Below are 15,771 nucleotides of genomic sequence, written 5' to 3'. Positions count from 1 at the left end.
CTGTTATCGCCCTATGGCAATAACAGCTTTAACTGCTTGGCAATATCTTGTTGCACGGCCCCTAGCTCTTGCCCGGCATTGATGACAAAAAAGCGTTTAGGATCTTGCTCTGCTCGGCTCAGGTAGCAAGCACGCACTCGTTCGAAAAACTCAACCTTTTCGGATTCAAAGCGATCCGCTTCACTACGTTTACTGGCGCGTTCTAACCCCAGCTCAACATCAACATCAAGCACAAAAGTTGCATCTGGCTGTAGCTGCCCTTGAACCAGTGATTCGAGCTGCTCGATCTTTTGCATTGATAAGCCGCGACCACCGCCTTGATAAGCATAGGTGGCATCGGTGAAGCGATCACACAACACCCAAGCGCCTCGCATTAAGCTTGGTATAATAAGACTTTGTAAGTGCTGCGAACGAGCTGCAAACATCATCAGCAGCTCGGCGGTTTCATCAACCTTCTCTTCGCGTTTAGCCAGCAATAGCTCCCGTAACTCTTCAGCCAATGGCGTGCCACCTGGTTCACGAGTACAAACTACTTCTATCCCATGGGCCTCAAGGCTTTCGCGGATAAAATTCATGTTGCTGGTTTTACCGACGCCTTCTGTGCCTTCAACCGTAATAAATAAGCCCGGCTTCTTGCTGCTCATATTGATATCCTTAGTTACGCTTAGCTTTTGGGGGCCGAGCGATAATTAGATTTTCTGTTTTCAATTTGGTATTCGCGTACGGCGCGATTGTGCTCATCCAAAGTTGCGGAGAACTTGTGGCTACCATCACCCTTTGCAACAAAATATAGATAGTTGCTGTTATCCGGGTGCATCGCCGCGTAAATAGAGCGTTCTGCCACTAGGGCGATTGGAGTGGGCGGTAAACCTTTAATCACATAGGTATTGTACGGTGTCGCTTCACGCAAATCTTTGCGGCGAATATTACCCTTGTATCTATCTCCCATTCCATAGATAACGGTGGGATCGGTCTGCAAACGCATATTTTTTTGCAGGCGTCGAACAAAAACCCCTGAAATCGTTTCACGCTCACTGTCTTGCGCGGTTTCTTTTTCGATAATAGATGCCATTACCAAGGCTTCAGCGGGTGTTTTATAAGGTAATGCCTCGGCTCTATTTTGCCATTCGCGCTGTAAAATACTCTGAAGCTTTTTGTGGGCTCGCTTTAAAATAGCCACATCGCTTTCACCATTTTGATAACGGTAAGTATCGGGAAAGAAATAACCTTCAGGATGCTCTAGCTCGATGCCTAATTTTTGCTTCTGTTCGTCCCAAGTTAAGCCTTTCAGCTCGGCTTTAATATTCGCTTTGCTGTGAATATAGTCCAGTGCTTGCTGGTAGCGCCAACCTTCAAGCAAGGTAATGTGGTATTGAACAACATCATCGCTACGAAGTTTTGCCAATAAAGTGATGGAGTTCAGGCTTTCATCCAGCTGAAACTCACCGCGACGAATCCCTCCTTGCTTAGTAAGGCGAGCATACAGACGCAGCAAGCGTGCAGATGGAATAATCCCCTGCTTTTCAAGCTCACGGCTTACGCTTGCCAGACTGGCACCGGCAGGGACGGTATAAAGCAACTCTCCATCGGCCAACTGCAAATTGCGCTGCAGTTGTTGACTCGCCCAAAGATAGGCGCCCAACAATGCCGCCGACATAAGCGCCACGGCTGCCAAAAAGCCAATCAGGTAACGCCGCCAGGGGCCTAATGCATCCAACATACTTCTTGTTCCAATTATTCTGAGCTACGCGCTGGCAGTGTAAACCCTTCTCGATAAATCTGCGATAGTGATTCACTGGCCGTGACGTTTTCACCCTCCCCCTGCCACTTATGCAGACCTTGCAGTGGCCCAGAGGCTATCATCAAGGACTCTACCGCTTGAATGCCCTGTACAGAATTTGCCAAGCAAACGGCTTCAGATTGCAGCAATTGCTCGACTGTAAGCGGGGTTGAGGAAACCCTTAGTGCTGCACGCTCAAGTAAATAGGCGCGCACTACGCCTGCAACACCACTGAAACTCAAATCGGGAGTCAACCAGTGCCCATCTTGTTTATAAAATAGGTTGCTACTAATGGCCTCAATCACATGCTGCTCACTATCTAATAAGATCGCGTCATCACAGCTCGAGCTAAGTTTCTGGCGAGCCAGCACCTGCTCTAAGCGGTTACCATGTTTAAGCCCTGCCAATAATGGCTGCTTTGCTAAGTTGATCAGGCTGAGCTCTAGTTTTTTTGCAGCGACAGCTTGATCAAAGGGGACCGCCGAAAAGGCCAAGGCCACAAGATTCGCCTCTCCATCTGGATGAGCATAACCACGCAGACTTTCACCGCGAGACAACTGAAACTTAACAATCGCTTCGCGCTGGCCTTGTGCCTGCAATAACTGACATATGTATTGATATTCTGCCTGTAGCTTGGCGACATCAAAATGAAAAGCTAAACGTTCGCAGGCTTGTGAAAAGCGCTTAAGGTGTAAAGACCAGAATGGGCATCGATCAATATAGAAGCGGGCGGTTTCGAAAATAGAATCGCCAAATTGAAAGCCGCGATCAAACAAACTGATCTGTTGTTGATCGCGACCATTAACACGGCATATTAGCGCGGCCTGAGTCATCATAGCTCAGCTTATGCCATTTAAACTCGGCGGAATATGAGCGAGCCGTTAGTACCACCAAAACCAAAGGAGTTACTTAAGACCGCATCGATCTCTCGCTCCTGGGCAGTATGAGGTACAAGATTAATGTCACAGCCTTCATCTGGGTTGTCCAGATTAATGGTGGGTGGGGCAACCTGATCTCTAATCGCCAATACTGACAATATGGCCTCTACCGAACCAGCTGCACCTAACAAGTGACCAATCATAGACTTAGTCGAGCTCACTGCGACCTGATCTACATCATTACCCATCACGCTTTTAACGGCGATACATTCGGCGACATCGCCTGCCGGTGTCGAAGTACCATGAGCATTAATATAGTTAATGACAGAGGTTTCAATAGCGGCATCGTTGATGGCGTTCTGCATAGACAAAGCAGCACCAGCACCATCTTCTGGCGGTGAAGTCATATGATAAGCATCACCACTCATACCAAAGCCTACCAGCTCAGCGTAAATTTTTGCGCCACGTGCTTTAGCATGCTCATACTCTTCAAGCACCATTACACCGGCTCCCTCACCTAATACAAAACCATCGCGGTCTTTATCCCAAGGGCGACTAGCCGCTTGTGGATCGTCATTGCGAGTCGAAAGCGCACGTGCTGCGGCAAAACCACCCAAGCCAACTGGGCTAGTGGCCATTTCGGCGCCACCGGCGATCATGGCATCAGCTTCGCCATACTGAATTGAGCGGGCTGCCAAACCGATACAATGGGTACCAGTCGTACAAGCGGTTACGACGGCAAGGTTAGGGCCACGGAAACCATACCTGATAGATAGGTTGCCTGAAATCATGTTGATGATGGCACCTGGAACAAAGAATGGAGAAATTCGGCGAGGGCCGCGCTCAGCAATGGTTTTGGCACCATCTTCAATAGAACCGATACCACCGATTCCCGAGCCGATGGCCGCACCGATACGAGGTGCATTCTCATCAGTTATCTGCAGGCCAGAATCTTCCATAGCCTGAATACCAGCAACCATACCGTATTGAATAAAGGGGTCCATTTTGCGGGCGTCTTTGACAGGCATGTAGTCGCCCACCTCAAGATCTTTAACCGCCGCACTAAAGCGTGTAGTAAAAGCCGAGGCATCGAATTTCTCGATCATGCCTACACCGCTCTTACCGGCCAAAATATTCTGCCAGGTATCTGTCACCGTATTACCTACCGGTGAAACCATACCCAAACCCGTTACCACAACTCGTCTGCGGGACATATTGCCTCCGTCGGCGATGCTCAATCATCGCTTGTTATTGTCAAACACACTCTCACCAGTTCACTCTGGTACCGCTATTATATCGGGACAAAAAGTGATGGTGTATAAACAACAAAAGCCGCTCTATGAGTCATAGAACGGCTTTCTAGGCTAGGCCTCAAACAACGAATGACTCAAATTAAGCCAAGTTTTCGTTGATGTACTTGATGGCAAGCTCAACAGTAGTAATCTTTTCCGCTTCTTCGTCTGGAATTTCGGTCTCGAACTCTTCTTCCAGCGCCATAACCAGCTCTACGGTATCCAAAGAATCTGCACCCAGATCCTCAACAAAAGACGCCTCAGTTTTTACTTCTTCTTCTTTAACGCCCAGTTGCTCAGCAACGATTTTTTTTACGCGTTCTTCAATGCTGCTCATAACGTTTTTCAACTCCTAGTGGTCTACGTCGGTTTAGCCGCTCTCTATTACTTTAAAATTACTTTGAACTGCTTCTATGCAAGAGCGAACAAAATAACGGTTGTTCGGTCACGGCTCAAATATAAGCTCCGGCCAACACGAGCGCGCATTTTACATGGATTTACGCCGAGTTGTAACGGATCTTATTAAATTTTGTGAATTTTTAAAAAATGCTCTTAATTAACAACAGCTTAGACTTAAAAACCCTAACAATTGCAGCCGTCTAAAGCATTCTTTGGGCGTTATTTTACGCCAAAATGTGACGGCTGCACGGGGCATTTAGGCCATATACATGCCGCCATTTACCTGCAAGGTTTCACCGGTAATATAAGCACCCGCATCACCCGCTAAGAAACTTACCACACCGGCAATTTCTTCAGGCTTGCCCAAACGACCCAATGCAATCTGAGACAGCATCAGCTCTTTTTGGTTCTCATCCAGCACCTTGGTCATATCAGTATCGATAAAACCAGGGGCAACGGTGTTTACGGTAATACCGCGTGAGCCAATTTCTTTAGCCAAAGAGCGTGCAAATCCGGCAACACCTGCTTTAGATGCGGCATAGTTAGACTGACCCGCATTCCCCATAGAACCCACTACAGAGCTAACATTGATAATACGACCCCAGCGAGCCTTCATCATGCCACGCAGGCAGGCCTTGCTTAAGCGATAGATGGCGCTCAAGTTGGTATTGATCACATCAAACCACTCATCTTCACCCATGCGCATGAGCAAGTTATCTTTGGTAATACCAGCGTTATTGACCAAGATTTCGATTGCACCAAACTCATCATTAATGGCTTTTATCAAATCGCTAATGGAATCGGCTTCGGTAACATTCAGCACCATGCCCTTACCTTGAATCCCTTTTTCAGCCAAACGCGCGCTAATCTTTTCGGCGCCACCCTCGCTGGTTGCGGTTCCAATAACAACAGCACCTTGTGTACCTAAGTCATCAGCAATAGCCGCACCAATTCCACGGCTTGCACCTGTTACTAGGGTGATTTTTCCTGCAATACTCATAGTTGCTTCCTAAAAAGTTGCTTCCTATTTTGTTAGGCCTCGCAGCCAAAAGCTATGACTACAAGATTATCTATTCTTTTACGCGTTCAGCGCTTCTACATCAGCCGGAGTTTCCAAACCTTTGGCAGCGATACTCTTGTCGATACGCTTCACTAGACCCGCCAAAACCTTACCCGGACCACACTCCACCGCCTGCTCGATACCCGCGTCTTTCATAGCCTTCACACAATCAACCCATAAAACAGGGCTGTAAATCTGCTCGATCATTAGAGCTTTGATTTTGGCAGGATCCGTTTCAGACTGTGCGTGAACGTTATGCACAACTGGGGTAGCCGGTGCTTGGAACGATGTAGCTTCGATTTGTTCCGCCAAACGATCGGCAGCTGGCTTCATCAACTCGGTATGGAAAGGTGCACTCACTGGTAAGGGCATAGCGCGCTTAGCGCCCGCCTCTTTACACAATTCTATAGCCTTGTCGATTGCAGCTTTACTGCCCGCGATAACTACTTGGCCCGGAGAGTTAAAGTTTACCGCCGACGCAACGCCATTAGCAGAGGCGCTAGCACAGGCTTCTTTTATAGATTCATCATCCAAACCGATAATAGCTGCCATAGCGCCTTCACCCGCTGGGACGGCTTCCTGCATAAACTTGCCGCGCTGCTGCACCAAACGCACAGCATCTTTCAATACCAAGACTTCCGCACAAACTAAAGCTGACCATTCGCCCAAGCTATGACCTGCCATTAGAGCCGGACGAACTTCTTGATTAGCACAATAAACACGCCAGCAGGCAACGCTTGCCGTTAGCAATAAGGGCTGAGTGCGCTCGGTCATATTAATGGCTTCTTGCTCACCATTTTGCACCAAATCCCACAAGTCATAACCCAAAACCTCAGAGGCTTCAGCGAATGTTTCTTGTACTACAGGATATTCGGCGGCCAGATCTGCCAACATACCGATTTTTTGAGAACCTTGCCCTGGAAATACGAAGGCCAAATTGGATTGCACCATAACGCTACCTTTTAGCTAACTATTTATATTCTTTCTGTGTTACTTCTAAAACTGTTAACCCTGAAGCACAATTACTCAAGGCTAATTAAAATGGTTCTTGCTCAAATCGCCGACATATGCGCGGCGCAACTTCACTGTTAACCTGCTCGCAGGCTAACTCTAAAGCAGAGCGAAAGGCTAATTCATCAGCTCCGCCATGACTTTTAATCAGCGGCCCCTGTAAGCCCAAAAAACTGGCGCCATTATAACGATCAGGATCAAACTGACGCTGCCATTTGCGTAATAAAGGACGGGCAAATCGGCCAACTAGGCGACCATACCAACTGCTTGAAAAAGCTTCCCGCATTTCTGCGACCATCAGTTGAGCCACGCCTTCGCTGACTTTTAACGCCACATTACCCACAAAACCGTCGCAAACTACCACATCGGCTTCACCGCGATAAATCTGATCACCTTCGATGTAGCCGATAAAATTAAGCGCTTCATTGGCCTGCAAGCTGCTAGCTGCCAATCGAATCTGTTCATTTCCCTTGATATCTTCCGAGCCAATATTCAGCAGAGCCACGCGCGGGCGCTCCACCCCAGCTACAGACTCCATAAATACTGAGCCCATCAGAGCGTTGTGAATCAGGTGCTCACTATCGCATTTTACACTGGCACCCAGGTCCAGCATTAAGCAATCGGCTTTGGCAGTAGGGATAGATTTGGCGATCGCAGGTCGATCTACACCTGCAAAGGTTTTTAATAAATGCCGTCCCATCGCCATCAAAGCACCGGTATTACCAGCGCTAATCGCCGCATCAGCCTTTGCCGTGCGCACTGCGTCAACAGCCAGCCACATTGAGGAGTTTTGCTTATGTCGCAAGGCCTGCCCAGGACGGTCTTCCATGGTCACCACTTCATCAGTGTGACAAAAGTACATTCTTGAGCCATTGGACAACTCATGCACACAGGGGCTTTGGGAAATATCGAGGGGGATGGGAGCTAGCTCGGCTAATATATCGAACGGACCATACAGCTGGCATTCCAGAGTACGATGATTAGCCAAGGAGTAAGCGGCGTTTAACGCAACGCGGGGACCTAAGTCCCCGCCCATAGCGTCAACCGCTAATCGAATTGAATCAGTCAATCTATTCAGCGCCTAATAATGAGGATGTTAAACATCCTAGTGACTGGCGTCAGAATATCAACGACTAGCGCTAAGCGCGTCGAAGAATATTAGTCTTCGGAGCCAGTATCGATCACTTTACGGCCACGGTAGAAACCGTCGGCAGTGATGTGGTGACGGTGGTGCTTCTCGCCGCTGGTTGGATCAACAGATAGAGTTGGACCATTTAGGGCATCGTGAGAGCGACGCATACCGCGACGTGAACGAGTCTTTTTACTTTTTTGAACAGCCATGATAGCTCCTTAACTATTTACTGGAACTGGGGCGCCTCGTTATTTCGGCGAGCCCTTAAGTTGCTCCAGAACTTGAAACGGGTTATTTCGCCGCTCGGCTTCTGCTTCCGCTGTTTCATCAGAAGCATCATTATCTCCTGCGGAGTAATGAGCCAAGTCGACACATTGATGATCGTGATAGACCGCCATGGGTATACACAGCAAGATCTCTTCTTCGATCACCTCGTATAAATCGGATGCTCCTTCCGGGGCAATCCAAGCATCTATGCTTTTAGGTAGATTTTTCGCCTGGTCTTCATCCCAGACAACCCCCAAAGCTAAGCTGCCTTCAATATGTTGATCACAGGGCTCCATGCAACGTTCGCAAGTTAGCTGCAATTTAGCACTTACCTGGCCACGCAATAAGCGATGGCGCTGATCGTCCACCTCAAAGTGTAGCTCAACCTCGATGTCAGCATTGTCGCCTACGGCGATTTGCGCTAATCGATCCAGAGCCTCGAGGGGTATATTTCCTTGTAAATCAATGCCTTGCTGGGCAAATTTACGTGGATCTACTTGCCTCGGTAAAATCTTTGAGGAGGGGGCATTCAACATAAGCGCGCCATAATAGGGATGCAGGGCCCTTCTGTCAAAGGAAAAATCACTCCAAACCCCTGATTTTATGGGCATTGGGCGATTTATTTCGATTTACTGCAGCACCCTTTATAAGATTCGTTAGAATAGCGCTTTTTAACCTTAGGAATTTACCATGCCCAAGCTTGTTTTAGCCTCTAGCTCACCCTACCGAGCGCAGTTATTGGAGAAGCTTGGCATAGCTTTCACTCAAGCAAGCCCAGATATTGATGAGGCACCTCTCCCACAGGAAAGTCCTGCCGAGCTAGTAGAGCGCCTGGCCATTGAGAAAGCCAAAGTACTAGCTAACAACCACCCCCAAAGCCTGATCATTGGCTCAGATCAAGTAGCCCATTTTCAGGGAGAGATTATCGGCAAGCCTGGAGACTTTGAAAACGCCACTAAACAGCTCAGTAAATTCAGCGGCCATTGCGTGGAATTTATCACCGGCTTATGCCTCTTAAATAGCACAAGCGAGCAATACCAATGCGATATCGTTAGTTTTAAGGTTCACTTTCGCCAACTAAGCCTTCAGCAAATCAGCAATTACCTTAAAAAAGAAGAACCCTTCAATTGTGCGGGCAGCTTTAAGTCCGAAGGCTTGGGCATATCACTTTTCTCACGCCTTGAGGGGGACGACCCAAACAGTCTCATTGGCCTACCTCTGATTCGACTGATCGATATGCTGAGCCAAGAAGGCATGGATCCACTTCACATGGAGTAAAGCCCCTAAGGGCTGGGCCACTGTACCCTCAATAGATCACTATCTGCGGTTTGGAAGCGGGTTTTCAATAGGCGATCGCCATCGGGGTGTAAATGAAACTCCCAGTAGTCGGTGCTTTTGGAAAGTAGCTGCCTGCGCTTTTGCTTAGTCTTTAAATCGTACTGTACCAAATAACTGCGACCATAAACCGGTTCGCTAAAGTACACATAATCACCCTGTACTTGCCATGTGCTACCACTGAGGTAGGTGAAGCCATGGATAAAGTGTCGTTCCTCCAGCTCGTCGCGATAGTGGAGCTTCAGCTCTTGATCGATCAGAAATTCTCGACCATCTTCTAGCTGCCTTAGATAACTGAGGCCCGCTTCCTGATAGCGAGTTTCTTCAGTAGCAATATCGTAACTGTACAGGTCACTACTATCGCCATTTATGCGCGCATAAAAGACCTTTTTAGAGTCTCTGCTCCAAGAAGGCGGCCCTACTTTTTCCAGCTCGCTACTGATGTACCTGAACTCTAAACTTTCTAAATCGAGAATAAACAAACGATCTTCTAATCGACCCAGCAGCCATCGCTGATCTGGGCTTTGCACCATTTCGCGAACCACTTCACGAGGGCTAAAGTTCAATATGCGCTCAGCGCTACCCGCAAGCCTATGTCGTATGATTGCCGCTGTTTTTTCATCTTTTTGTGTGTAGAAAATGGACTTTCCGTCGCGGCTATACATCGGGTGAAATTCGGCTTTCTCGGATTCGAGCAGCAACATCACCTTTGTAACAGGCTCGATAAATGGATTAGGGACTTCTTTAACATCGGTATAATTCATACTGTGCTGGCGCATGAAAAAGCAGCGTGGGCCACAATCATAAAAAGCGTCATTTATTCCTGGCAAGGTCCCAGCCTGAGACCAGATTCTGTCGCTCGCGATACTGTAATAACTCAGCTCACCCTTAAAACTACCAATAACTAAATCGGCCTTACTACCATCACCTGATTCAATGGCGCTGGGCTTCGACAACCATACAACCTTATTCCCAAAGAAATTAAGATTCCGCTCTACTACGAGACTGTTATTTTGCAAATCCATAATCGTCATGGCGTAACGACGACCGACGATGTTTTTAAGGATGGCTAAATAACGCCCATCTAGAGATTCTTGCGCATAAAATGCCCCATAGCCTTGTTTCGCTGAATAGGTAATCTGCTCAACCTCAGCAGTCTCAATACGATAGCGAAAGATTTCCCAAGGCTCTGAGTGGCTTGCTTCATGTAAAAAATAAATCGCTGAACCGTTGGCCGACCAGCTGATTAAGCGGCGGGCATTATCCCCTAACGCTGCAAGCTTAGGGTTTACTAATCCACGATCAGCGTCATAGTCTGCGATATAGATAGTCGACGGCCCAGCCAAGTTCGACTTGTAGTTATAGGCTATTTTTTCGCCATCCGGAGAAAAAATGCCATGATAAAAACTGCCTTCGCTATGACTTATCTTGGTAGCAAAATCTTTTCTTAGATCTTTTACATAAAGATGACTGCTCTCACCATCCTGACTCTGAGACGAAAACAAAAGTCGCTGGCTTGCGGCATGAAAACTACCATCAAGCTCTGAACCAGATAAAGATGTAAGCCGCTCAACTGCCGGAGCTGAAGCAAGCGTTGAATTGTCCGAAGGCTCTTGTTTGAAAAACTCTGAACTCAAGGTCATCAAGACAGCTAGAAAAAGCAACAGAACAATAGCGTACGCAGGCTTACGATTTAGCAGCCCATCGTCTGAACGGGGTTTTATGGTACGAACAGGGGCAACTAAAACATAGCCTTGTAAAGGTTTGGTTTTGATGTAAATAGGATTTTTAGCATCATCTCCTAAGGCTAAACGTAGCTTTTTAACCGCCCTTCGCAAAGAGTCATCTGAAACCACACGCCCTTGCCACACATGCTCAAGCAACTCTTCACGCGAGGCTAGCTCCCCGGGCTTCTGGGCCAAGTACAGCAAAAAATCACATAGTAAAGGCTCTAATTTATGCAGCTTATCATCACGCTCTAGCTCGCAGCGACTGGGATTAAAGCTCCAGTCAGCAATTTCTATGATCTCAACATCTTGCTTTAAGGCTTCAGAATTTTCCATTAATTCAATAACTTACAGTTATGACTATTTGTGACTAGCTATTTTACACCACGGTTACAGAAGATCCTAAAAACTCATTAGCCTCCCCCCCATAGACCTGCTTTAGTCAGCCTTCCCGCCATATATGGCGATCGTAAAAGATATCGGCAACAGGACACGACGAATGAAGCAGCAACGGTTGAATCACAGCCTCAAACCTAAAAAACAAGTGAGCAAAGTGTTGGCCTTATTTATATTAGGGACATGCACAGCAGGCAATTTGCTAAACGCCCAAGTCCTTGAGAGGCCCAAGGTTAAAACCGCCAAAGTAGAAACATGGCAAGCAAGCCTGAATAAAACCCTCTATTGCGTAGTCGATACCCCTCAGCTCTTTCAGGGTAATAGTCACAGTAACTCAGAGCTAATAAACATATTACCGGTTGGAACACAGTTAAAAGCTGGCGACGTGGTGGCCACACAAGATGATTTTTACTTGAGCCAAGAGCTTAAACAATTAGCAATAGATGAACGACTGGCCCAAGCTGAATTGGACCACGCCCGAAACGAGCAGCAGCGATTAACTGTTTTGGACCGCAAGGAGATGATCAGCAAGGCGCAACTCAGCGAAGCTACACTTAAACAAACCCGCGCAAAGCTGGAACTCGATAGCCTAAAGAACAAAAAACGAACACTAAAACGAAGAATAGAGAGGTTAACGCACCGCGCGCCATTTAGCGCCCAATTGTTAAGGGTCGATGCCGAACCAGGCCAGCATCTAAACCCAGGCCAAAGCCTATTCCAATTGCTACCACTCAATCAAAAACGATTAGAGTGCAAACTACCTTTAGATATTGCCAAAGAGCTGAACCTTATTGACCAGAACCACTTGGATACCCGACTAGAGTTCTCACTGAGCTCTGAATCTAGCAATGCTCTAGCGTCAGACACAAACAGGAATCATCACTTACTCTTACGAGAACTTAGCCAAACTGCGGACAGAAATACACAGAACTTACAAATATACCTAGAGCTACACAAGCAGCACCCCAACTTGTTAATTGGCCAGCGAGTTAAGGTAAATGTTCAACAACAACACACTGACATCAGCCGAGTGCCCTATGACGCTATCACGCTGTCGGGTAATAGCTATGAGCTATGGCAACTGAAGCCCGATAACACCGTCACTAAGATTTACCCTCATATCGTATCGACCAGCAAGGACTATTTTATTGTTCGATCACCCCTACGAGCTGGGGATAAAGTCATCACCAGAGGTCAACAAGGGCTAAAGGAAAAGCAACAGGTCAGTGAGTTAGGAGAACAATCATGAGCCATCAGAAACGAGCCAGCCTAATATTAAGCTGCACCCTACTCATTGTTGCCGGCGGTATTTTCGCAGGCTTTAGCCTACCAAACAGTTTATTACCGGACCTTGCTCGACCACAAATAGAACTATTTAGCCGCTGGCCCGGAAAAACAGCCGCACAGATAGAACAAAGCTTGGTTGCGCCACTAGAGCAACAATTAAACGGCATTGCACAAATGAGCGAGATGCGCTCCGACATCAGAGCAGGTGCGGCCACCACCACCTTGACGTTTCAATCGGCTGCGGATATGAACCAAGCCTATATAAATGTACTGTCCGCATCCAGCCAAGTTCCAAGTTGGCCAAGCCAAGTTGCCAAGCCAGTTATTCGAGACTTCAGCAATGGCGCTGGCGCTACGCTGGCGAGTTTTTTTGTCTATCACAGGAACAAGTCACATAGCGACCCGGATGCTCTAATCGATGCCTATAAACAATATATTGAGCCTGCTTTTGCTTCGATAAAAGGCGTTTCAGGCGCGGTAGTTGGCACTCCCGTTGAACGGCGGATTAATATTGAGCTAGATCGACAGCGCCTCTCACAATATTCATTAGAACAGCGTGACATTATCGAAAAGCTCCGCGGGTTTAACGATCAGTCTGGCGGCAAGCTACAATTCGGGGCACGCGAGTACGACCTTCAATTTAAAGGCCAGATTTCATTTGCACAATTAAGCCAGGTGCCAATCTCGGCAAACGAGCAACACATAATACGCCTTGGAGATATTGCCACCATTCAAACCGAGCTGAGCTCACCTTGGGATTACTTTGCTCGCGAAGGAAAACGTTCACTCTATTTCTTCGTCCAGCCAGGCGATGGCATAAATGCGATCGAAACCATCACAGATATCAAGCAAACGATGGCCGAACTCAACAGTGGCCCATTAAAATCTAGGGGCATCGAAATTGCCATTAGTCGTGATGACTCACTTGCCATTTCAAATGCACTGCGGCTGGTCTATGGTAGTTTAATTATTGGGGTAATACTGGCTTGCGCTGTCCTTTACTACTTTTTGAAAGATCATATATCGGTTGGCTTAACATTTTTAAGCATCCCAGTTTGCTTGTCGATAGTCGCCCTGCTGATGTCCATTGCTGGCTACAGCTTGAATGTAATATCACTAGCCGGCATTGCGCTCTCGATCGGCTTAATCCTGGATGCCGCCATTATTGTTATCGAAGCTTTAAATCGAGCACGCCATAAAAACAAACATTCAATAACGCCCAGCAATACCACGAGCATCGCAAACACCATGCGAGGCCTAAGAGCGGCCTTATTCTCATCGACGCTATCCAGCATTATTGTTTTTTTGCCAATGTTATTTATGAGCTCAGTCGAGGGGCGACTATTTCAAGATTTGGCCTTTACTATATCTGCCGCCTTAGCCGCCTCTGCAATCTTCGCCTTATGGGTACTACCTGTTCTGTATCAACGTTTTATGCCCGCTGCGGCATCAAAAGCCTTGTCTGAGAAACATGAGGCGACCCCCAACGAAAACCATGCGCTGACACAGGCTATAAATCGGCAGCAAACAAGAAAAACAATAGGCGCAATTACTTTAAAACAAAGGCTCGCAAGCTTGCTTACACTGCCGGCATACAACCGAACCCTCGCAGTCGTCTTAATCACATTAGCCATACCTATAGCTATTGCCGTCATCATAGGTATTCGCCCGCCTATCGATGTTCTTCCTGATCCAAAACAAAACACTGTGTCGAGCTTCATACGCTTTAATGAGCCACTATCGAAAGACACCGTACGAGAGGAATATGCCAAGCTGATATCCGATAGAATCGAGCATGAATTACAGCAAGGCAAAGATCTAGGCATTCGAACTTATGGAATATTTTGTTTCCCTAGTCGCTGCCAGCTGTATTTCCATACCAATGGCGAACAAGACTTTAGCGCACTGAAAAATTGGCTAGAAAACAAAATCACCTACGGCTTAATTGGTGCAAATGTATTTACCGTACATGGCAGTCTATTACGCTTTGCGCTTCCCAATAACCGTAGCACCTCACTGGACATCAAAGGCGCCGATTTGCCACAGTTACAAAAAGCTGGACTAGGACTTCTTCAACACTTGAAGGCTAAGCACCCCAAGGCAAGAATTGAGGAAGCTACACCTTTGACAAATAGATCAACCCAAGTGGAGTTTACTGCCAAGCGGGAGCAGCTTATCCATTTAGGATTGAGCCCTGACGAGCTCAATCAACGGCTATTGGCACTAAGCAGCGGTATATATCTGGGCGATTTTTATGTTGAGTCTTCTACTCTACCTCTTTATTTAAAATCCAAACAAGCCGCTTACTTGGAAAAGCTACTGGACACAGAGATCTATATCAATAATCACGGGCTAATTCCACTGCGACAGTTGAGCAGCGTCAAAATCAAATCTGTGCCCGACTCGATCTTCCGAACAAACGGTGAAGTTGCTAGCTCTATTAGTGTAACTCCGCCAGACGATGCTCCAATGGGTGAATTTATCGAGCAGTTAAAAGTCGATACTACGGAATACATGGAGACTAAACACCCCCAGCTGCACCTAAACTATCGAGGCAGCGCCGATCAACTGGGTATTTTTCTACAGGAATTTAACACAATATTCTTGATCGCTATTGCCCTCTTAGCCGTACTAATGCAGTTAACGCTAGGATCTTGGAAACTCGCCTTAGCCGTTTTATTGTCAATGCCACTTGCCACATTGGGCGGTATGTTGAACCTAAAATTGCTGGGTCTATTTGTCCCACAGAATCTGGATATCATTACCATGATCGGCTTTGTGATTTTAATGGGCCTAGTTATCAACAATGCAATTTTACTGGTCAGCCAGTATCAGCAAGGCACATTTCAAGGTCAAACACAGAGGGAGGCTATATTGCGTGCAGTATTAACACGTAAACGGGCTATTTATTTGAGCGCCAGCACCAGTATTCTTGGCATGCTTCCACTCATGATCAATCCCGCCAGCAGTGCAGAAATTTATCGAGGTCTGGCTGCAGTAATATGTGGGGGAATGTTGTTTAGCGCAGTATTTGGCATCAGTTTTATGAGTGCACTGTTATCGTTGCCGTTTTTTAATAATACAAAACAGCAATCCAACTCATAATAAATCATAGGATCGTATCGAACTTAAGGCGGCAGGCGTAAACAGCGCTTGCTCTTCTCACACCCAGAGAAAGAATAGGAAGAGCGACACGCGCGAACCACC

At 47.0% G+C, this 15,771-nt stretch carries 14 protein-coding genes; 3 read left to right on the top strand and 11 right to left on the bottom strand.

The window, feature by feature from the left end; genetic code table 11:
* Window positions 1-11: 11 nt before the first annotated feature.
* The 10 genes from tmk to Q1A08_RS09815 all read right to left on the bottom strand — a co-directional run bounded on the left by tmk (window position 12) and on the right by Q1A08_RS09815 (window position 8,355).
* Window positions 12-644: a dTMP kinase gene (gene tmk, locus Q1A08_RS09860; protein WP_299772344.1), complete on the bottom strand. Its 633-nt coding sequence runs from the start codon at window positions 642-644 to the stop codon at window positions 12-14.
* 20 nt (window positions 645-664) lie between these two features.
* Entirely contained in the window at window positions 665-1,720 is a 1,056-nt protein-coding gene (gene mltG / locus Q1A08_RS09855) for an endolytic transglycosylase MltG (RefSeq protein ID WP_299772342.1), read from the bottom strand.
* 14 nt (window positions 1,721-1,734) lie between these two features.
* Window positions 1,735-2,616, bottom strand: coding sequence for an aminodeoxychorismate lyase (gene pabC / locus Q1A08_RS09850; RefSeq protein ID WP_299772340.1), 882 nt, complete (start codon window positions 2,614-2,616; stop codon window positions 1,735-1,737).
* A 17-nt stretch (window positions 2,617-2,633) separates the two neighbouring features.
* Window positions 2,634-3,872: a beta-ketoacyl-ACP synthase II gene (gene fabF, locus Q1A08_RS09845; protein ID WP_299772338.1), complete on the bottom strand. Its 1,239-nt coding sequence runs from the start codon at window positions 3,870-3,872 to the stop codon at window positions 2,634-2,636.
* A gap of 178 nt (window positions 3,873-4,050) precedes the next feature.
* Entirely contained in the window at window positions 4,051-4,287 is a 237-nt protein-coding gene (gene acpP / locus Q1A08_RS09840; protein ID WP_166847095.1) for an acyl carrier protein, read from the bottom strand.
* A 318-nt stretch (window positions 4,288-4,605) separates the two neighbouring features.
* Window positions 4,606-5,349: a 3-oxoacyl-ACP reductase FabG gene (gene fabG, locus Q1A08_RS09835; protein ID WP_299772331.1), complete on the bottom strand. Its 744-nt coding sequence runs from the start codon at window positions 5,347-5,349 to the stop codon at window positions 4,606-4,608.
* 78 nt (window positions 5,350-5,427) lie between these two features.
* Window positions 5,428-6,360 carry an ACP S-malonyltransferase gene (gene fabD / locus Q1A08_RS09830; protein WP_299772329.1) on the bottom strand — a complete coding sequence of 311 codons (933 nt, stop codon included), beginning with the start codon at window positions 6,358-6,360 and terminating at the stop codon, window positions 5,428-5,430.
* An 85-nt stretch (window positions 6,361-6,445) separates the two neighbouring features.
* Window positions 6,446-7,489, bottom strand: a complete 1,044-nt coding sequence (gene plsX, locus Q1A08_RS09825) for a phosphate acyltransferase PlsX (RefSeq protein WP_299772327.1) — start codon at window positions 7,487-7,489, stop codon at window positions 6,446-6,448.
* Window positions 7,490-7,578: 89 nt separating this feature from the next.
* On the bottom strand, window positions 7,579-7,761 hold the full coding sequence (gene rpmF / locus Q1A08_RS09820; RefSeq protein WP_299772325.1) for a 50S ribosomal protein L32: 183 nt from the start codon (window positions 7,759-7,761) through the stop codon (window positions 7,579-7,581).
* A gap of 39 nt (window positions 7,762-7,800) precedes the next feature.
* Window positions 7,801-8,355, bottom strand: a complete 555-nt coding sequence (locus tag Q1A08_RS09815; protein ID WP_299772323.1) for a YceD family protein — start codon at window positions 8,353-8,355, stop codon at window positions 7,801-7,803.
* Between the two features lie 154 nt (window positions 8,356-8,509).
* Between Q1A08_RS09815 and Q1A08_RS09810 the strand changes: the two genes are divergently transcribed.
* A complete protein-coding gene (locus Q1A08_RS09810) occupies window positions 8,510-9,097 on the top strand; it encodes a nucleoside triphosphate pyrophosphatase (RefSeq protein WP_299772321.1) in 588 nt (195 codons plus the stop codon).
* A 5-nt stretch (window positions 9,098-9,102) separates the two neighbouring features.
* On the opposite strand, the gene Q1A08_RS09805 is transcribed toward Q1A08_RS09810, so the two are convergent.
* A complete protein-coding gene (locus Q1A08_RS09805; protein ID WP_299772319.1) occupies window positions 9,103-11,217 on the bottom strand; it encodes a winged helix-turn-helix domain-containing protein in 2,115 nt (704 codons plus the stop codon).
* Window positions 11,218-11,380: 163 nt separating this feature from the next.
* On the opposite strand from Q1A08_RS09805, the gene Q1A08_RS09800 reads away from it, so the two are divergent.
* Together Q1A08_RS09800 and Q1A08_RS09795 are read left to right on the top strand one after the other, a co-directional pair.
* Window positions 11,381-12,526 carry an efflux RND transporter periplasmic adaptor subunit gene (locus Q1A08_RS09800; protein ID WP_299772317.1) on the top strand — a complete coding sequence of 382 codons (1,146 nt, stop codon included), beginning with the start codon at window positions 11,381-11,383 and terminating at the stop codon, window positions 12,524-12,526.
* Entirely contained in the window at window positions 12,523-15,669 is a 3,147-nt protein-coding gene (locus tag Q1A08_RS09795) for an efflux RND transporter permease subunit (protein ID WP_299772315.1), read from the top strand. The genes Q1A08_RS09800 and Q1A08_RS09795 overlap by 4 nt, the downstream gene beginning before the upstream one ends.
* Window positions 15,670-15,771 lie beyond the last annotated feature (102 nt).

Origin of the sequence: uncultured Pseudoteredinibacter sp. (genome assembly GCF_947500695.1) — a bacterium.
GTDB lineage: Bacteria > Pseudomonadota > Gammaproteobacteria > Pseudomonadales > Cellvibrionaceae > Pseudoteredinibacter.
Note: the sequence above shows the minus strand (reverse complement) of the source record. Positions and strands in the feature narration are given on the sequence as shown.